At 72.9% G+C, this 18,875-nt stretch carries 14 protein-coding genes; 9 read left to right on the top strand and 5 right to left on the bottom strand.

The annotated features are described in order from the left end of the window. The first annotated feature begins 9 nt into the window (after positions 1-9). On the top strand, positions 10-1,830 hold the full coding sequence (locus ABZ801_RS00635; protein WP_360690809.1) for an ABC transporter permease subunit: 1,821 nt from the start codon (positions 10-12) through the stop codon (positions 1,828-1,830). Continuing rightward, positions 1,827-3,164, top strand: a complete 1,338-nt coding sequence (locus tag ABZ801_RS00630; RefSeq protein ID WP_360690806.1) for an MFS transporter — start codon at positions 1,827-1,829, stop codon at positions 3,162-3,164. The genes ABZ801_RS00635 and ABZ801_RS00630 overlap by 4 nt, the downstream gene beginning before the upstream one ends. On the opposite strand, the gene ABZ801_RS00625 is transcribed toward ABZ801_RS00630, so the two are convergent. Then, a complete protein-coding gene (locus ABZ801_RS00625; RefSeq protein ID WP_360690803.1) occupies positions 3,128-4,462 on the bottom strand; it encodes a hypothetical protein in 1,335 nt (444 codons plus the stop codon). The genes ABZ801_RS00630 and ABZ801_RS00625 overlap by 37 nt on opposite strands. Before the next feature lie 166 nt (positions 4,463-4,628). On the opposite strand from ABZ801_RS00625, the gene ABZ801_RS00620 reads away from it, so the two are divergent. After that, positions 4,629-5,015, top strand: coding sequence for a YchJ family protein (locus ABZ801_RS00620; protein WP_360690800.1), 387 nt, complete (start codon positions 4,629-4,631; stop codon positions 5,013-5,015). A gap of 19 nt (positions 5,016-5,034) precedes the next feature. Here ABZ801_RS00620 and ABZ801_RS00615 read toward each other — a convergent pair whose 3' ends face one another. Then, a complete protein-coding gene (locus ABZ801_RS00615; protein WP_360690798.1) occupies positions 5,035-6,213 on the bottom strand; it encodes a cytochrome P450 in 1,179 nt (392 codons plus the stop codon). Between the two features lie 203 nt (positions 6,214-6,416). Between ABZ801_RS00615 and ABZ801_RS00610 the strand changes: the two genes are divergently transcribed. Both ABZ801_RS00610 and ABZ801_RS00605 read left to right on the top strand, forming a co-directional pair. Then, positions 6,417-7,232, top strand: a complete 816-nt coding sequence (locus tag ABZ801_RS00610; RefSeq protein WP_360690795.1) for an SAM-dependent methyltransferase — start codon at positions 6,417-6,419, stop codon at positions 7,230-7,232. A 202-nt stretch (positions 7,233-7,434) separates the two neighbouring features. After that, on the top strand, positions 7,435-7,854 hold the full coding sequence (locus ABZ801_RS00605) for a hypothetical protein (RefSeq protein ID WP_360690792.1): 420 nt from the start codon (positions 7,435-7,437) through the stop codon (positions 7,852-7,854). 19 nt (positions 7,855-7,873) lie between these two features. Here ABZ801_RS00605 and ABZ801_RS00600 read toward each other — a convergent pair whose 3' ends face one another. The 3 genes from ABZ801_RS00600 to ABZ801_RS00590 all read right to left on the bottom strand — a co-directional run bounded on the left by ABZ801_RS00600 (position 7,874) and on the right by ABZ801_RS00590 (position 10,870). Further along, on the bottom strand, positions 7,874-9,322 hold the full coding sequence (locus ABZ801_RS00600) for an FGGY family carbohydrate kinase (RefSeq protein ID WP_360690790.1): 1,449 nt from the start codon (positions 9,320-9,322) through the stop codon (positions 7,874-7,876). Between the two features lie 16 nt (positions 9,323-9,338). Further along, complete coding sequence (locus ABZ801_RS00595; RefSeq protein WP_344941240.1) at positions 9,339-10,199, bottom strand: sugar phosphate isomerase/epimerase family protein; 861 nt, start codon at positions 10,197-10,199, stop codon at positions 9,339-9,341. 197 nt (positions 10,200-10,396) lie between these two features. Continuing rightward, on the bottom strand, positions 10,397-10,870 hold the full coding sequence (locus ABZ801_RS00590) for a hypothetical protein (RefSeq protein WP_360690787.1): 474 nt from the start codon (positions 10,868-10,870) through the stop codon (positions 10,397-10,399). Between the two features lie 173 nt (positions 10,871-11,043). On the opposite strand from ABZ801_RS00590, the gene ABZ801_RS00585 reads away from it, so the two are divergent. From ABZ801_RS00585 to ABZ801_RS00570, 4 genes are all read left to right on the top strand, one after another. Beyond that, positions 11,044-14,922, top strand: a complete 3,879-nt coding sequence (locus ABZ801_RS00585) for a hypothetical protein (RefSeq protein WP_360690784.1) — start codon at positions 11,044-11,046, stop codon at positions 14,920-14,922. Between the two features lie 96 nt (positions 14,923-15,018). After that, positions 15,019-17,085, top strand: coding sequence for a phosphocholine-specific phospholipase C (locus tag ABZ801_RS00580; protein WP_360690781.1), 2,067 nt, complete (start codon positions 15,019-15,021; stop codon positions 17,083-17,085). Positions 17,086-17,221: 136 nt separating this feature from the next. After that, positions 17,222-18,127, top strand: coding sequence for an ABC transporter ATP-binding protein (locus ABZ801_RS00575; protein WP_360690778.1), 906 nt, complete (start codon positions 17,222-17,224; stop codon positions 18,125-18,127). A gap of 1 nt (position 18,128) precedes the next feature. Next, the gene (locus tag ABZ801_RS00570) at positions 18,129-18,869 is read left to right on the top strand and encodes an ABC transporter permease (protein WP_360690775.1); all 741 of its coding nucleotides are present in this window, start codon (positions 18,129-18,131) and stop codon (positions 18,867-18,869) included. The last annotated feature ends 6 nt before the right edge of the window (positions 18,870-18,875 follow it).

The raw sequence follows: 18,875 nt of genomic DNA, 5'->3' as shown, positions 1-18,875 counted from the left end.
GGAGCGAGCATGCGTGCTGCGGCGGGCGCTGCCAAGGGTCTCGCTATCCGCAACGGGCTGGTTCTGCTCTGGCGGGGTGCGCTCGTCGCCGTGCTGCTGTGCGGGATAGGGCTGCTGCCCTGGCTGTCGCGCACCGATCCCGCGTTGACCGTCCTCAAGGCGCGTTCGGCCGAACGCGACCCCACGCCCGAGGTGTTGCAGGCGATCCGGGACGAACTCGGGCTGGACGCGGGGCCGTTGCGGCTGCTCGGCCGGTGGCTCGGAAGGCTGCTGCTGCACGGGGACGCGGGCACGTCGTGGGTTTCCGGCGCCGAAGTGCTGCCCGCCTTCGTGCAGGGCCTGGGCGCGTCCCTGTTGCTGATGGCCGGGGCACTGGTCGTCGCCGCGCTGACGGTGGCGGCGGTGTGCGCGCGCACGCTGTGGCTGGGGGCGCGGCATCGGCTCGTGGGGCGCCGGGCCGGGGGCGGGGCGGCGGTGCTGGCGGCCCTGCCGGAATTCCTGACCGCCTCCGTGCTGGCCACCGTGGTCGGCGTGCAACTGGGTTGGCTGCCCGCACTCGGCTGGTACGGGCCCCAGTGGATGGTGCTGCCCGCGCTCGCCCTCGGCCTGCCCACGGGCGCGGTACTCGGACGCATGCTGGACGACCTCCTCCCCGGCGCGTTCGCCGAACCGTGGGCGCTGGCGGCCGCCGCCCGCGGCGTGCCGGGGCGGAGCATCGCGCGGCAGGCGGTGCGGCGGACCGTGCCCGGTGTGCTGCCGAACCTGGGCGTCTTCGTCGTGGGCCTGACGGGCGGCTCGGTCGCCGTGGAGCAGGTCTTCGACATCCCCGGACTCGGACGGTTCACCCTGGACGCGGCCATCGCCCAGGACCTGCCCGTCCTGCAGACCGGAACGTTGGCCCTTATCCTGCTCGCCGCCACGGCCGGAGGGCTCACCCGGCTCGCGGCACGGCTGCTGTTGGGAAGCGCCCTGCGCGACGGGGCGCTCCAGTCGTTGCACCGGCCGACGCCGTCCACGCCCCGGGTCCTGCCGTTGGTGTACGGGGGGCTGCTGCTCGGCGTCATCGGGCTGGGGCTCCTGCACGACCCTCTGGCGGTGGACACCTCCGCCAGGCTCCAGGCGCCTTCGCTCGCCCATCCGTTCGGCACCGACGCGCTGGGACGTGACGTACTGGCGCGTGTGGGGCACGGGGCGCTTCGCACGCTCGCCGTCGCCTGCGCCGTGAGCGTCGCCGCCCTGATGGTGGGGGTGCTGCTGGGACTGCTGCCCCGGCTGTCCAGCCCCTTGGTGGACACGGTCAACGCCGTACCGCCCGTACTGGCCGGATTGCTGGCCGCCGGGATCGCGGGCAGCACCCCGTGGACGCCCGCCCTCGCCGTGGCGGCGGTCGCCTGGTCGCCCTTGGCCGCGCACACGTCCGCGCTGCTCCGCCAGGAACGCGCCACCACGCACCTGACCGCGACGCGCGCGCTTGGGGCAGGGCGGTGGTACCTGCTGCGGTACGAACTGCTGCCCGCGATCCTGCCCCCGGTCGTCCGGCACGCCCTGCTGCGGCTGCCGGGGATCGCTCTGGCTCTGGCGGCGTTGGGCTTTCTCGGGCTGGGGACGCAACCGCCGTCCCCGGAATGGGGTCTGCTGCTCGCCGAGAACCAGCCGTATGCCGAACGCGCACCCTGGGCCGTCCTGGCCCCGGCGTGCGTCCTGGCCCTGCTGGGAGCGCTCGCGGTGACGGCGGCCGGTGGGGTGCGTTGGCCCCGGCCGTGGCCGCGCGGTACTGCGCATGCGGCGACCCGGCGGGTGCCCGCCGGAATCCCCGAGGACGTCACGTGATCCGCCCCCTTTCCGCGGCCCGGCGAGAGTCCCGGCGAGAGCGGACGTGGCGGAGCCTGCCCGCGCTGCCGCGCCTGCTGATCCTCACGCAGTTCGCCTTCAATGTCGGCTTCTTCGCCGTCCTGCCGTTCCTGGCCGAGCACCTCGGCGGCACCGTCGGCCTGGCGGGCTGGCTGGTCGGGCTGGTGCTGGGGCTGCGGACGTTCAGCCAGCAGGGCCTGTTCGTCGTCGGCGGCGCGCTGGTCGACCGGTTCGGGGTGCGGCCGGTCGTGCTCACGGGCTGCGCGCTGCGGATCGCCGGATTCGCCTGGCTCGGATACGCCCAGGCCGTGGGGGCGGTGGTCGGGGCCGTCCTGCTGATCGGGTTCGCCGCCGCGCTGTTCTCCCCCGCGGTGGAGTCGGAGATCGCCCGGCAGGCGGTGTGCTGGGAGGAGGCGGGCGGCGGCTCCCGGACGAGCGTGCTGGCGCTGTTCACCGTGGCGAGCCAGGCGGGAGCGTTCGTCGGGCCGCTGCTGGGCGCGCTGCTGCTGGCCGTGGACTTCCGCACGGCCTGTCTCGCCGGGGCGGGCGTTTTCGTGGTGGTGCTCGCCGGGCATTTCTGGCTGCTGCCCCAGCACATCCCCGGCCGCGCCAGGACACGCCTTGGCGGAGGCGTGCGCCCGATGTTGCGCAACCGCCGCTTCCTGGCCGTGTGCGGTGCCTACGGCGCCTACCTGCTGGCGTACAACCAGCTGTACCTCGCCCTGCCGGAAGAGGTGGAACGGGCCGCGGGCTCGCAGGCTCCCCTGGCATGGCTGTTCGCGTTGTCGTCCCTGCTGGTCGTCCTGACGCAACTTCCGGTGACGCGGTGGGCGGCGGACCGGCTCGACCTGCGCCGGTCCATGGCCGTGGGCCTGCTGGTCATCTCGGCGGGGTTCGCCGTGGTGGCGGCGGCCCGCCCGGCCGGGTGGACCGGTACGGGTGGGCTCGTGCCCGCCGCGGGGTTCGTCGTCCTGCTCACCCTGGGCCAGATGCTGGTCGCCCCTGCCGCGCGGGCGTGGGTGCCCGATCTGGCCGAGGACGGTCGCCTCGGCCTGTACACGGGCGCGATGTCGTCGATTTCCGGGCTCGTCGTGCTCGTCGGCAGCGCGGCCACAGGCTCCCTGCTCGATTCGGGGCTTCCTGCTGCCGTGCCCTGGCTCGTCCTCGCGGCGGTCCCTGTGGTGAGCCTGGTGCTGCTGCCCCGGCGCGACGCGGGCCGGTCTAGCAGCTTGTGGGCCGCGCCCCCCGCAGGCACGGCCCACAAGTCCTCGGGGAACTACTGCGGGGGCGTCGCGTACACCATGCGGCCGTAGCGGTGCTCGGAGACCGACCAGATGGTGCCGAGGGCCGGCGAGTCCTGCGTCCCCGACGGCCAGTGGGACAGGTCCTCCACGCCTATGGCGGCGGGCTGCGTCCTGTCCACACGCAACGTGCCCGTTGTGGACGTCACCGGTGTCGTCGTGTGGAGCTCACCCAGGTCGTCCTGGCCGGACACGTTCTGGCCGTGGCTCTGGCTGATGTACCAGCGCCCGCCGAACCGCGTGGCGCCCTGCACGTTGGACACCGGCAGGTTGTAGGCGGCGTCGGCGTTCCAGTACCCGCTGAGCCGCTGTTCCCCGTCGAGCGTGGCGTCGGCGATCTTCCAGGTGAACACGCGGCCGATGGCGCCGTCGCAGTACTCGCCCGCGAGCAGGTGGTCGACGCCGCTGCGGTCCAGGCTCGCGAACGAGAACTTCGGCGCCACGGCGCTCGTCGTGCAGGGCGTTCCGCTGTCGGGCACCGAGTGCTGCCACACCGTCACCTCCGGCATGACGTAGCGGTACCCGTAGCCGTAGAAGACGCCGTCGATGCGGCCGATCTTGCTCTTGTCGGTCACGTTGCCCTTGCTGCCCGCGGCCGTCAGGTCGTAGATGTGGCGCATGTCGAAGACGCGGAAACCGCGCCCGGTGTCCGCCACGTAGAGGAAGTTGCCGTACCAGACGATCCCGCCCGCGTGCAGGGAGGTGCCCTCGCCCGCGGTCTGGTCGGTGCGGACGCTGGTGTAGCTGGCGTTGCCGGCGGAGTTCTCGTACGGGTGGGCGAGCAGGACGTGCCGGTAGCGTCCGGTGCTCGGGTCGATGAAGGTGACCCGCACGCCCTTCTGCGAGTTGCCCGTGGGGGCGCTGCCCGCGAAGTACCAGCTGACCAGGACGGGCTGGTTGGAGGTGCCCCACTTCTGGTCGGCCTGCGCGTCGGCCACGGTCGTCACGCCCTGAGGGATCCAGTCGGTGGTGCCGTTGTCACCGTCCTCGAAGCACAGGCTCTTGGACACCGAGACCGTCTTGTCGCTGTCGGCGTCGGTGACGGCGGCCGGCTCGCACGCGGCCCCGTTCCGTACGCTGCCCGTGCGGTTGGCCTCCGCCATGATGTCGCCGACGCCCACGTTGGGCAGGTCGGCGTCGAGCCTGGAGACGGTGGACTTCAGATACTCGGCGTTGGACGCGACCTGCAACCTGAAGTTGGACAGGTCCAGCGGGGCCGCCGACGCCGCCGGGACGTCCACGGCCACGACCGCGGTGACTCCCAGCACGAGCGTCGAGACGGTGGACAGCACTCTCCGGCGCCACGTCATCGGGTCTCCTCCCGGTCGACTCCTGGCCGCCCCCCCGACGTGCTCAACGTGACACAGAATCCGCCGCCCGCCTATTCCGAAATGTTGTTGCGTAAATCACAGGTGGTCCGCGTTTTGCCGGTACCACCGTTTTCGGATGCCCGCTATCCGGCCCCAGAATGGGTGTATGGGGAAACGTCGGGCGTGTCCGTGCGGGTCGTCGATGCCGTACGCGCAGTGTTGCGGACGGCTGCACGAAGGCACCGCACAGGCCGAGACGGCTGAGCAGCTCATGCGGTCCCGTTACAGTGCCTTCGCCCTGGGGGAAACGGACTATCTCCTCAGGACCTGGCATCCCGCGACGCGGCCCCCGCAACTAGAACTCGACCCCGGCCTTCGCTGGCAGCGCCTGGAGATCCTGCGCGTCGCCGACGGCGGGCCGTCCGACCGCAAGGGCACGGTGGAGTTCCGCGCCCACTACGTGCAGGGCGGGCAGGCGGGCGAACTGCACGAGGTCAGCCGGTTCGTCCGGCATGACGACGCGTGGGTCTACGTCCAAGGCAAGGTGCTCTAGCCGTTGCCGTAGCCCCGGTCTAGCGGCGGGTCGTGATGCGGGTCGGCAGGGACGCGAAGCCGCGGTCGTTGGAGGAGTGGACGCGCTTCACGGCGGCGGTGTCGATCTCGTAGTCGGCGATGACGTCGACCAGCTCGCGCAGGGCGATGCGGGCCTCCAGGCGGCCCAGGTTGGCGCCCAGGCAGTGGTGGCGGCCGTTGCCGAACGCGAGGGACGGCCCGGTGTCCCGGTCCAGGTCGAAGCGGTCGGGGTCGGCGAACACCTGCGGGTCGCGGTTGGCCGACCCCACCAGCAGGAGGATGCGCGCGTCCGCCGGGATCTTCACGCCGTGCAGCTCCACGGCCTCGGTGGTGGTGCGCGCCAGGGCCTGCGTGGGCGGGTCCCAGCGCAGGGTCTCCTCGATCCAGTCCTCGACGCGTCCGGCGAAGGCGCGGGCGCGTTCGTCCGGGTGCTTCCAGGCGGCGTGCCAGGCGTTGCCGAGCAGCAGCATCGTGGTCTCGATGCCCGCGCCGACCAGCAGGATCAGCACTCCGACGATCTCCTCGGGGGTGAGCCGGTCGTCGCCCTCGGCGGCGTCCAGCAGGCCCGACAGCAGGTCGTCGCGGCGCTCGCGGGCGCGTTCGACCGTCAGCTCCGTGTAGTAGCCGACGAGTGCGCCGATGGCCTGCAGCGCCTCGGGGGGCAGGTCGGTGGACTCCTCGTCCCGGTACATGATCGCCATGCCGAGGTCGCGCAGCCGGTCGCGGTCGGCCTCGGGCACGCCGACCAGCTCGGAGATCACGTCGGTGGGGAAGCGGCCGGCGAACTCCATCAGGTCGAAGGCGTCGCCGTCCAGCAGCGGTTCGAGGTGCGCGCGGGCGATCTCGCGCAGCCGCGGTTCGAGGGCCTGGACGCGGCGCTGGGTGAAGGCGCGGGAGACCAGGCCGCGCATGCGGGTGTGCTTGGGCGGGTCCATGGCGACGAACGAGAAGAACCGCTCCGCGTCCGGCCCCCAGAACGCGGGCTCGATGCGCAGGCCGTTGCGGCTGGAGAAGCGGCCGGAGTCGCGCAGCGCCGCGAGGATGTCGGCGTGCCGGGACAGCGCCCAGAAGTCGTCCTGCTCGTTGCGGTAGACGGGCGCCTCGTCGCGCAGGCGCGCGTAGACCGGGTAGGGGTCCTCCTGCACGTCGAAGTCGTACGGGCTGTAGAAGAGGTCCATCGCCTACGCCTTCCGGCTCGCCGCACCGTCGCAACGAAGCCGATCATGTCCTGATTTGTACGGACACGCCACCTGGTTGCGTACAAGTTTCATGTTTGAGACAAGTCCGACGCTTCGGTCGGCGCGCGTCCCGGCAGAATGGGACGCGCCTACCCGGCGCCCGCACGCGGCGCTCCAGGCGAACGGGGCGAAACGAGGTCAGCGTGGACAACGAGCAGGCACCCCTGGGGATCGATCCGACCAAGGCGCATCCCAGCCGCAGGTACAACTACTGGCTCGGCGGCAAGGACAACTTCGCCGCCGACCGGGCGTCCGCGGAGATGGTCGCCTCCGGGTTCCCCACGGTACGCCTGGCCGCCCTGGAGAACCGGCGGTTCCTCAGGCGCGCGGTGTCGTACCTGGCCGCCGAGCGCGGCATCAGGCAGTTCCTGGACATCGGCACGGGTCTGCCGTCGGCGGGCAACGTCCACGAGGTCGCCCAGGCGATCGACCCCGGCGCGCGGATCGTCTACGTCGACAACGACCCCATCGTGCTCGTTCACGCCCGCGCGCTGCTCACCAGCGCGCCCGAGGGCGCGACCGCCTACCTGGAGGCGGACCTGCGCGACCCCGACGGGATCATGACGCATCCGGAGCTGCACGCCACCCTGGACCTGTCCCGGCCGGTGGCGCTGATGCTCGTCGCGATCATGCACTTCCTGCCCGACGACGAGGACCCTTACGGCATCCTCGCCCGGCTGCTGGAACCGCTCCCGCCGGGCAGCCACGTCGTGATCACGCACGCGACCGGCGACCACCTGACGCCCGAGCAGTACGCCGAGGCCGTCGCGGCCAACGAACGCAGCGGAGTGCCGTTCCGGCTGCGTTCCCGGGAGGAGTTCACCCGCTTCTTCACCGGACTGGAACTGCTGCCGCCCGGCATCACCTCGATTGTCGAGTGGCGTCCCGATGACGCACCGGAGGCGCGTTCGCCCGTCGACAAGGTCTCCATGTACGGCGGCGTGGCCCACATCCCCTGATCCGTTCCGAACCGCCTCCGAACCGCCCTTGCGCCGCACATCGGAAATATTGGCGCGGGCTTGGTTGGGAAATCGCAGCCCTTCCGCAAGCGTGGAAAACAGAGCCGCGCGCATGACGCCACGCGCATGAGCCGCGCACATGAGCCATGCACAGACCAAGCCACGGGCGCGAGCCACGTGCACGACGGAAGTGGAGGGCACCATGAAGGCGAGGCAACGGGTTAACGCGCTCGGTGCGGCCGCGGCCGCGCTGCTGGTCACCGCGCCGGTGGCGTCCGCCGACACCATCGCGCACGACGTCATCCGGGCCGACCGGGCCATGGTGTTGAAGGGCGGGCGGAATGTGGCGGTGACGGTGACGTACACCTGCACCAAGGGGAACACCCTCAGCGTCGCCGTCGCGCAAAGCGGCGATGAGTTGCCACGGAGGGTCGCCGCGGGGAAAGGCCCCGCCACATGCGATAAGAAGCTCTACACCGTCCAGGTGACGGCCAAGCCCATCGGGACCGTCGTAGGGTGGCAGACGAAGACGCCGGCGACCGTCGGAGCCGTCATCAGCCTGGCCACCGACGGAAAGGCGCAGCTTCGCGCCAAGGACTCCAGGAGCATGTTCCTTCTATGAGCCCCGGCGGCGCGGCCGCTCAGGGTGAGCGTATCCCCGCCAGGCTTTCGGCGTGGTCGCGGTAGCGGCGGTACGGGCCCTGGTACTGCTCGGCGCGGCCGGTGGGGACGACGACGGGATCGGTGGTGACGGGTGGCGGGGGCATGGGAAGTCCTGCTGCCGACGCGGCGAGCATGGCCGCTCCCACGGCCGACGCGCTGCGCACCCCCACGGGACGCAGGGGGATTCCCAACACGTCGGCGAGCAGCGCGCGGAAGCCGGGGGTGGCGATTCCGCCTCCGACGAGACGTGCGTGTTCGAGCGGTGCCCCCGGGACGGACGGCAGTTCTTCCAGGGCGTGCCGGATCGCGAACGCCACCCCCTCGACGGCGGCCTGGGCCAGGGACGCGCGGTCGCTGGCGAGGTCCAAGCCGAGCCATGCGCCACGGGCCTGGGCGTTGAGCACGGGGGAACGTTCACCGGTCAGGTACGGAACGAACGTCACCCCGCCCGCGCCCGGGGGGCCGTCCGCCGCCGCGTACAACTCCTCCCAGCTCAGGCCAAGCACGCGCCGGGCCCAGCCCAGGGCGAGCCCCGCGTTCTGCACGGCCGCCATCGCGTACCACCGGCTGTCCTCCGCCGCTGAGCGGTACAGGTGCGTACGCGGGTGCGGAGTGACGACGGGGTCGTGGACGGGACGAACGATCTGCGCGCCCGTCCCCACGGAAATCTGCAGGTCTCCCGGGTCGGTGAGCCCGGTGGCCAGCAGAGCCGCCGCCGTGTCCGCCGCACCGACCGCTACGGGAACACCCGCGTCGACGCCCGAGAGCCCACCGCCCGAAAGCCCTCCGGCTCGTTCGCCGGAGGGACGTACGGGCGGCAGCAACGCGGCGTCCAGGCCGACCCCCGTGACGACGTCCTCCGCCCAACCGTCACCGGGAACGTCCCACAGCAGCGTGGCCGAGGCGTCGGACGGGTCCGTGGCGAACGCCCCGCCGGTGAGGCGATGACGCAACCAGTCCTTGGGAAGCAGGGCCGCACGCGCCCGCTCGTAGGCGGCGGGCTCGTTCCGCCGCACCCACAGCAGCAGCGGCCCCGCCATGCCGGGGGACAGCGGGTTCGCGAGCCTGTGCCGGAGCGGATCCGGTAGCTGCTCCCAGGCGGACACTTCGGACGTGGCGCGGGAATCGGCCCACAGCAGCGCGGGCCGTACGGGCGAACCGTCCTCGTCGGCGAGCACCAGGCCGTGCATCTGCCCGTCCAGGCCGACGCCGGCGACCTCCAGCGCGCCGGACGACAGCACCTCCCCCAGCGCCGCGACGACCGCGTCCCACCAGTCCTCGGGGCGCGTCTCCGCCTGCCCCGGGGCCGGGCTGCGCACGGGATACTCGCGGGCCGCCTCGGCGTGGACCACGCCGTCCAGCCCGAGCGCCACCACCTTGACGCCGCTCGTGCCGAGGTCGACGCCGACCAGGACGGGAACGCCCATGGAACAGCCCGTGCCCTCAGCCCCGCGCCGCCGCCAGGCCCGAGGCGATGAACTCGCGGGCGTGCCGGGCCAGGTCGGCGCCGTCCTGCCACAGGTTCCGCCAGACGGCCAGGTCGTTGGACAGGGCGGGGGACACCACCGCCGACGAGAAGCTCTCGAACGTGATCACGCCGTCGTAGCCGGAGCGGGCCAGCGCGGCGAAGAACTGCGGGAAGTCGACGGTGCCGGTGCCGAGGTAGCCGCGGTGGCTCTCGCCGATGTGCACGTAGCCGAGCCGCGCCCCGCACGTCTCGACCGGGGCGGCGAAGTCGGGCTCCTCGATGTTCATGTGGTAGGTGTCCAGGTGCACCACCACGTTGTCGGCGCCGACCTCGTCGATCAGCTCCAGCGCCTGCTCGGCGGTGTTGAGGATGTTGCTTTCGTACCGGTTGACGACCTCCAGGCCGAGCGTGATGCCGTCGGCCGCCGCCTTCTCGGCCAGGCGCGCCAGCCCGTCCACGCAGTTGCGGCGCCCCTGCGGGGTGGCCGGCCCGGGGTACTTGCCGAGCGCCGAGTAGATGACGCCGCCCAGGTATCCGGCGCCGACGCCGCGGGCGAGCGACAGCGCGTCGTCCAGCAGCTCGGCGCCGCGCCGCGCGACCTCGGGGTCGGGGCTGGAGATGTCGGCGTCGAAACGCAGGCCGAGCGAGCACGCCACCTCAAGGCCGTGCTCGTCCAGCAGCCGCCGTGTCATGCCGGTGTCGACGGAGGACGGCACCGGCACCGAAAGCTCGATCAGGTCGAACCCGGCGCGCGCCGTCTCGGCGATCGCGCGCCGCGCCTCGTCCTCGTCCCAGCCGCCCGTCCACACCAGCGCGTGCACGCCCAGCTTGTTCATGTCGCTCCCCCCTCACTCCCGGCTTTCACGCGGCGGCCACGGCGCCCGCGGCGACGAGCGCGTTCGCCGCGGGCGCCGTGACGCGCCGGTCGCCCACCCTACGACGAGAAGGCGGAGGCGCCGCAGGTTCCCCTCCGCCGGGGGCGGAGGGGAACCTGCGTGTCAGGGGGAGGGGAGGTCGTCAGCCGCCGCGACCGTCAGCGGTGGCGGAGGTAGACGTACTCGTAGCCCTGGTTGCCGTTCCACCAGTCGCTTGTACGCCAGGCCGACCAGCGGCCGGGGGTGCAGCTCCTGACCTTCACCCGGGTGCGGACGGAGTGCCGGTCCCAGCTGTAGCCGATCGCGCCGCGCGCCACGGCGCACCTGCCGTCGGCGCGGGTGTCCTTGACCCGCAAGTAGATGAAGGTCTGCTGCGTGCCCGGCATGTCCCGCCGGCACTCGTAGTACTCCATCCGGGCGCCCCTGATCGGATCCGGCTTGCCCTTCCAGCAGTTCTCCCGGAGTGCGGTCGTCGCGCGGGCGGGGCCGGCGGTGGTGGACGCGGTGGTGGACGTGGTGGAGGACACGGTGGACACGGTGGCCGCGGGGGCGTCGGACGGCGGGGCGAGGGCCACCAGTCCGGCGCCCAGGGCCGCGCCCGCCACGACGCGGGCGGCAGTGGAGAGCTTCATGGCTGTTTCTCCTTTTGAAGGTTTTTTGTCGGTGACCGGATATGCTCCCGGGTGCTGTGACCGGTCTTTCTTGGATCGGTTCTAACGGCTGAAAGTTGTCCGGTGTCGGTGAGTGGACACCGGACAACAGCCGCCGGACAATGGGCGCAGCGACGTGACCATGTGGGGTGGCGATGCCTCGTCCTGAACGGCCGCTGGACGATGACGGCGGGGTGGTGACGCGATTCGCCGCGGATCTGCGTCTGCTGCGGGCGAAAGCGGGTTCCCCGCCCTATCGTGAGCTGGCGCGGCGGGCGCATTACTCGGCGTCCACGCTGGCAGACGCGGCGTCCGGACGTAGATTGCCCAGTTTGACGGTCACGCTCGCATATGTCCAGGCTTGCGAGGGTGACACCGCGGAATGGGAGGAGCGGTGGCGGCGGGCGGCCGCGGAACTGGCGGCCGACAATTCCGACGAGCCCGACGAATCCGCAGATTCACGGTCTATCACATCCGGGCCCGCCGGCGATCGGGAAAGAGTCCCCTATGCGGGTCTCGCGGCCTTTCAGCCGGAGGACTGTGAATGGTTCTTCGGCCGGGAGCGGCTCACCGACGATCTGGTCCGCCGCGTCCGTTCGCGGCGGTTTCTGGCCGTGTTCGGGGCGTCCGGCTCGGGGAAGTCCTCGCTGCTGCGCGCCGGGCTGCTGGCCCGGATCCGCGCCGAGACGGCGGCGGCCGGGGCCGCGTGGCCCACCGTGCTGCTGACCCCCGGCCCGCATCCGCTGGACGAGTGCGCCGTGTCGCTGGCGGGGCTCGGCGGGGGCTCGGCGCCCGCGCTGCGCAAGGAGCTGGCCGTGGACGAGCGCGCGCTGCACCTGGCGGTGCTGGAGGCGCTGGCCGGGCACCCCGCGGACGTCGACCTGCTGCTGGTGGTCGACCAGTTCGAAGAGGTCTTCACGCTGTGCGCCGACGAGTCCGAGCGCGCCCGGACCATCGCCGCCCTGCTCGCCGCCGTCAACGCCCCCAACAGCCGCACCCGTGTGGTCCTCGGCGTCCGCGCCGACTTCTACGCCCGCTGCTCCCAGCATCCGGACCTGGTGGAGGCGCTGCGGGACGCCCAGGTGCCGGTGGGGCCGATGACGACCGACGAGCTGCGCCGGGCGATCACCCAGCCCGCCGTCCGGGCCGGATGCGTCGTCGAGGGCGCCCTGCTGGCCCGGGTGATCGCCGACGCGGGCGGCCAGGCCAACGCGCTGCCGCTGGTGTCGCACGCGCTGCGCGAGACGTGGCGCCGCCGCCGCGGCAACACCCTCACCCTGGCCGGCTACGAGGCCGCCGGAGGCATCCGGCACGCCCTGTCCCGCACCGCCGAGGCCGTCCACACCGGCCTGACCGCCGAGCAGCGGCGGCTGGCCCGCGGCGTCTTCCTGCGCCTGGTCGCCCTCGGCGACGGCACCGGGGACACCAAGCGGCGCGTCCACCGCGACGAGCTGGGCGCCGGGCGCCCCGACGTCGACGCGGTGCTGGACGCGCTGGCCCGCGCCCGGCTGGTCACGCTGGACGCCGACACCGTCGAGATCACGCACGAGGCGTTGCTGGACGCCTGGCCGCGCCTGCGCCGCTGGCGCGACGAGGACCGCGCCGACCTGCTCACCCATCAGCGGCTGGCGGAGGCCGCCCTCGCCTGGGACCGCGAGAACCGCGACCCGGGCCTGCTGTACCGGGGCAGCCGCCTGGCCGCCGCCACCGAGTGGGCCGACCGGCACCGCGACGACGTCCTGCTCGGCGACCGCCTGCGCGACTTCCTCGCAGACTCGGCCCGGCACGAACGGCGCGCCGCCGTCGTGCGCCGCGCCGCCGTCGCCGCGCTGGCCGCGCTGGCGCTGCTCGCCTCGGTGACCGCCGCCGTCGCCGTCGAGCAGCGCTCGGCGGCCAGGACCGAACGCGACCGCGCCACCGCCGAGCGGATCATGACCGCGGCGGACCACGTCGCGAACACCGACCCGTCGCTCGCCGCCCGGCTCGACCTGGCCGCCTACCGCCTGCGTCCCACCCGGCTGGCGCGCACCGACCTGCTCGACACGCAGAACATCGCCCTGTCCAGACCGCTGACCGGGCACACCCAGGCGGTCTACGCGGTCGCCTACAGCCCGGACGGCCGCACCCTGGCCACGGGCGGGGTCGACACCACCATCCGCCTATGGGACACCTCCGACCCGGCGCGTCCCCGTCCGCTGGGTCCGCCGCTGACCGGGCACTCCAGCTCGGTCAACTGGCTGCAGTTCAGCCCCGACGGCCGGACCCTCGCCAGCGCCGGCCGCGACCGTACGGCACGGCTGTGGGACGTGTCGGACCCCGCCCGTCCCAAGGCGCTGGGGCAGCCCCTCACCGGCCACACCGGCTACGCGTTCTCGGTGTCGTTCAGCGGCGACGGCGGCACCCTCGTCACCGCCGGGTACGACCGGACGGTGCGGCTGTGGGACGTCCGCGACCCCGCCCGTGCCAAGCCCCTCGGCGAGCCGCTCACCGGCCACACCGACTCGGTCGCGTCCGCGGCGTTCAGCCGTGACGGCCGCACGGTCGCCAGCGCGGGCCACGACCACACGATCCGGCTGTGGAACGTCACCGACCGCGCGCACCCCACCCTGTGGAGGCCGCCCCTCACCGGCCACCGCGAGGACGTGTACGCGGTCGCGTTCTCCCCCGACGGCCGCACCCTCGCCAGCGTCGGCGACGACCGCACGGTGCGGTTGTGGGACGTGTCCGACCCCGCCCGCGCCAGGCCCCTCGGCAGGCCGCTGACCGGTCACACCGACACGATCCTCGCCGTGAACTTCAGCCCCGACGGCCGGACCCTCGTCACCGGCGGCGCGGACCACACCCTCCGCCTGTGGGACGTGTCCGACCCGGCCCGGCCGGGGCGGCTGGGGCCGCCCCTGGTCGGCCACACCGGTTTCGTCGTCTGGGCCGTGTTCAGCCCCGACGGCCGCTGGCTGGCCAGCGCGGGCAACGACCGCACCGTGCGGCTGTGGAACCTGCCGCAGACCGCCCTGACGGGCCACACCGGCACCATCAACGCGGTGGCCTACGCACGCGACGGCCGCACCATCGCCACGGCCTCCGACGACCGCACCGTACGGCTCTGGGACCCCCGCTCCCGCCGCCCCTGGGGGCCGCCCCTGACCGCGCACACCGATGACGTCACACGCGCGGTCTTCACCCCCGACAGCCGCATACTCGCCACCGCCGGCCGCGACCGTACGGCGCGGTTGTGGGACGTGTCCGACCCCGCCCGTCCACGCCCGCTGGCGTCGATCCCCATCGGGGACGCAGCCGCCGCCGACGCGCTGGCGTTCCACCCCAGCGGACGCGTCCTGGCGACCGGGGGGCGCGACTTCACGCTCAGGCTGTGGGACGTGTCCGACCCCGCGCACCCCACGAGGCTGGGGCGGCCCCTCACCGGGCACATCAGCAAACTGCACTGGGCCGCGTTCAGCCCCGACGGACGCACCCTCGCCGGCAGCAGTTCCGACGACAAGGTGCGGTTGTGGGACGTCCACGACCCGGCACGCCCCCGCGCGTTGCCGCCCATCGTCACCGGCGACAAGGGCGGGATCCTGTGGGGCGCCTTCTCCTCCGACGGCGGGCTGCTGGCCACGGCGGGCGCCGGTCACGCCGTCCAGTTGTGGAACGTGCGCGACCCCGCACGTCCCGTCGCGCCGGGGCACCCCCTGACCGGGCACAGCCTGCCCGTGCGCTGGGTCGGGTTCGGCCCGGACGGCCGCACCCTGGCCAGCGCCGGCGACGACGGCACGGTGCGGCTGTGGAACGTCTCCGTCCCGTCCCGCGCCTACCCGTCCGGCAACCCCCTGACCGGGGGCCACACCGGCGCCCTCGACAGCGCCGCCTACAGCTCCGACGGCCGCACCATGGCCAGCGCCGGGAACGACCGCGTCCTGCGCGTGTGGTCCACCGACCTTGACCAGGCGATCAACCGGATCTGCGCCACCACCGACGGGTCCTCGTTGCGCAAGTGGTCGCGGCGTTTCTCCCTCCCCGCCGCCTGCGGCTGAACCACCCGCGCGGCATCGGGCACCGTTCGCGGCCCGGACACCGGCGGGCCGCCCACGCGTCCGGCGGCCGTCATCGCGGCGCTGGAGAAAGCTCCCATGAACACCGACACTCGTGGCGGCGGCATCGGCCGCCGCCGGTTCCTGCGGGGCGGCGCGGTCGTGGGCGGCGGCGCGCTGGCGAGTTCCCTGCTGCCGCCGTCCGTGCACGCGGCGCTCGCCCTGCCCGTACGCCCCGGCGGGCTGAAGGCCATCGAGCACGTGGTCTTCCTCATGCAGGAGAACCGCTCGTTCGACCACTACTTCGGACGGCTGCGCGGCGTGCGCGGCTTCTCCGACCGCAACGCGCTCCGGCTTCCCGGCGGCGGCTCGGTGTTCGAGCAGCCCTCGGCGGGCGGAGGCACGGTGCTGCCGTTCTCCCTGCGCGAGGCGGCCCGGACGGCGGGCAGGGACCCGCAGTGGATGGGCGACCTGCCGCACGGCTGGCCGGACGGGCAGGCCGCGCACGCCGACGGCTGGAACAACGGCTGGATCGGGGCCAAGACCCCGGCGACCATGACGTACCTGGAACGCTCCGACATCCCGTTGCAGTACGAGCTCGCCGACACGTTCACCATCTGCGACGCCTACCACTGCTCGGTGTTCAGCTCCACCAGCCCGAACCGCAACTACCTCGTCTCCGGGTACACCGGCTTCGAGGCGGACGGCACGCGCGCGGTCACCAACGCCGCCTACTCCGACGCGCACCCCGGCTACACGTGGACGACGTACGCCGAGCTGCTGGAGAAGGCCGGGGTGTCCTGGCAGGTCTACCAGGAGTGGGACAACTTCACCGACAACAACATCGAGTTCTTCGCCTCGTTCAAGCGCATCGCCGCCAAGGTGATCCCGTCCCGGTACAAGTCCATCGAGTCGTTCTACGGCGCCGTGCAGGGCGCGGACGCCGCCGACCGCGAACGCCTCCTCAAGGACCTGGACGCCAAGGTCGCGGCCCTGCCCGCCGCCGAGCGCCGCCTGTTCGAACGGGCGCTGCGCCGCCACGAGCCCGGCAGCCTGGCCGCCCGCTTCCGCGCCGACGTGGCGGCCGGGCGGCTGCCGAAGGTGTCGTACCTGGTGCCGTCGTCGGTCGACTCCGAGCACCCCGGGGCGTCGTCGCCGATCCAGAGCGCCCGCATCACCTACGACATCCTCGACGCCCTCGCGTCCCATCCGGACGTGTGGTCGTCCACGGCGCTGTTCATCACCTACGACGAGAACGACGGCCTGTTCGACCACGTGCCGCCGCCGATCCCGCCGTCCTCGGCCGCCGACGAGTTCACCGGCGGCAAGCCGATCGGGCTGGGCTTCCGCGTCCCGATGATCGTGGTGTCGCCGTGGTCGGTGGGCGGGTTCGTCAACTCGCAGGTGTTCGACCACTCGTCGCTGGTGCGGTTCACCGAATGCTGGCTGGGCGTGCGCGCGCCGCACATCAGCGACTGGCGCCGTACCGTGGCGGGCGACCTGACCTCGGCGTTCGACTTCCGTTCCGCCGGCCACCCGCCGAAGCTGACCCGGCCCGGCGACGTTCCGCCGTTCACCGGCCGCTGGCGTCCGACCCCGCCCGCCGACCAGCGCATGCCGTCGCAGGAGCCGGGCACCCGCCCCGCCCGCCCCCTGCCGTACCAGCCGGAGGCGTCGGCGCGTGTCACGGGCCGGACGCTGCGCGTCGACCTCGCCAACCGCGGATCGGAGAGCGTGCACTTCGCCCTCTACCCGTACGCGGGCGAGTTCCCGCACCCTCGGCACTTCGACGTGTCGCGCACCGAACGCGCCGACATCCCCCTCAACGGCGACGCCTACGACCTGACGCTCATCGGCCCGAACGGCTTCCGCCGCGAATTCGCCGGAAGTGTGCGCGACACCGCCGAGGTGACGTCGACGCCCGGCGCCGACCTGCGCATCACCCTCCGCAACACCGGCCGCACCGCCCTGACCTTCCGGCTCGCGGCCCTGGCCTACGGCAACCGCCGCCGTGAGATCACCGTCCCCGCCGGTCAGAGCCGCACCGTCAACTGGCACACCCGCCGGGGCTGGTACGACGTCGAGATCACGATCCGCGGGGAGAAGACCTTCCGCCGCCGCCTGATGGGCCACGTCGAGAACGGCCGCCCCAGCGTCTCCGGCTGACGGTGAACAGGCGGGGCCGGGCAGGCCGGCCCCGCGCCGCCGCCGTGGTCGTACGGCGGCATCAACCGATCGGCTGATGGCGGGACGAGCGCCTCGGGCGATGTGGGCGGGCACCGCCCGAGGCGATCCTCGGACCATGCCCATCATCGAAGTCAACGGCCTGCGCAAGGCCTACGGCGGCCGTCCCGTGGTGGACGACGTCACGTTCGCCGTCGAGGAGGGGGAGATCTTCGGGATCCTCGGCCCGAACGGCGCCGGCAAGACCACCACCGTCGAATGCGTGGAGGGCCTGCGCGAACCCGACGCCGGCGCCGTCCGCGTCGCCGGCCTCGATCCGCGCACCGACCGCGACGAGCTCACCCGCACCCTCGGCGTGCAGCTCCAGGAGAGCGATCTCCAGGAGAAGCTGACCGTGCGGGAGGCCCTGGAGCTCTACGGCGCCTTCTACCCGGACCCGGCCGACTGGCGCGGCCTCGCCGAACGCCTCGGCCTCACCGGCAAGCTCACCACCCGCTTCGGCAGGCTGTCCGGCGGCCAGAAGCAGCGCCTGTTCATCGCCCTGGCCCTCATCGGCCGCCCCCAGGTCGTCGTACTGGACGAGCTGACCACCGGTCTCGACCCGCGTGCCCGACGCGACACATGGAAGCTGATCGAGGAGGTCCGCGACTCCGGCGTCACCGTCCTGCTCGTCACGCACTTCATGGAGGAGGCCCAGCGGCTCTGCGACCGGATCGCGGTGTTCAAGCAGGGCCGGGTCGCCGCGCTCGACACCCCGTCCGGCCTGATCCGCCGCAGCTCCGGCGGCACCGTGATCTCGTTCGCGCCGTCCCGGCCCCTGGACGACGGCGACCTGGCCGGCCTGCCCGAGGCCGCCACCATCGAACGCCGGAACGGCCACCTCACCATCCACGGCACCGACACGACCGTCAACGCGGTCATCTCCCTGCTCGCCCGCCACCAGATCACCGCCCGCCAGCTGCGGGTCACCGACTCCACGCTGGACGACGCCTTCCTCGAACTCACCGAAGACCGGGAGAACTGACGTGTCCGTGTCCACCGCCGTCCTCAAGGCGGAGCTGCGGCTCTTCGGCCGCGAGCCGTTCACCCTGTTCTGGATCGTCGTCTTCCCCAGCGTCCTGCTGACGATCCTCGGCCTGATCCCGTCGTTCCGGGAACCGGACCCCGAGCTCGGCGGGGGCCGGGTCATCGACCTGTACGTCCCGGTCAACGTGCTGCTCGCCATGATCATGGCCGGGGTGCAGGCGCTGCCGCCCGTCCTGTCCGGCTACCGCGAACGCGGCATCCTGCGCCGCATGTCCACCACCCCCGTACGGCCCGCCGCGCTGCTGACCGCGCAGATCGTCCTGCACTTCGCGGCGGCCCTGGGCTCGTCGCTGCTGGTGATCGCGGTCGGCCGGCTGGCCTTCGACGTGGCGCTGCCCGGTCATCTTCCCGGCTACCTGCTGGCGCTCCTCCTCGGCGCCCTCGGCGCGCTCGCCATGGGCGCCGCGGTCACCGCGGTCACGCCCACCACCAAGGCCACCACCGTGGTCGGCTCGCTCGCCGTCTTCCCGATGATGTTCGTCGCGGGCGTCTGGGTCCCCGTCCAGGCCATGCCCGAGCTGCTGCGTCACATCGTCGAGTACTTCCCGTTCGGCGCCGCGTCCCAGGCCCTCCACCAGGCCGCCGACGGCGCCTGGCCCGACTGGACGCACCTCGGCGTCACCGCCGCCTGGGCCGCCGTCCTGATCGCGGCCGCCGTGCGCTGGTTCCGCTGGGAATAGGAAAAT

This window comes from Actinomadura sp. NPDC047616 (genome assembly GCF_040642915.1).
GTDB classification, from domain to species: Bacteria; Actinomycetota; Actinomycetes; order Streptosporangiales; family Streptosporangiaceae; genus Spirillospora; species Spirillospora miaoliensis.
The sequence above is the reverse complement of the archived record's forward strand: the minus strand, read 5'-3'. Positions and strand labels throughout refer to the sequence as shown.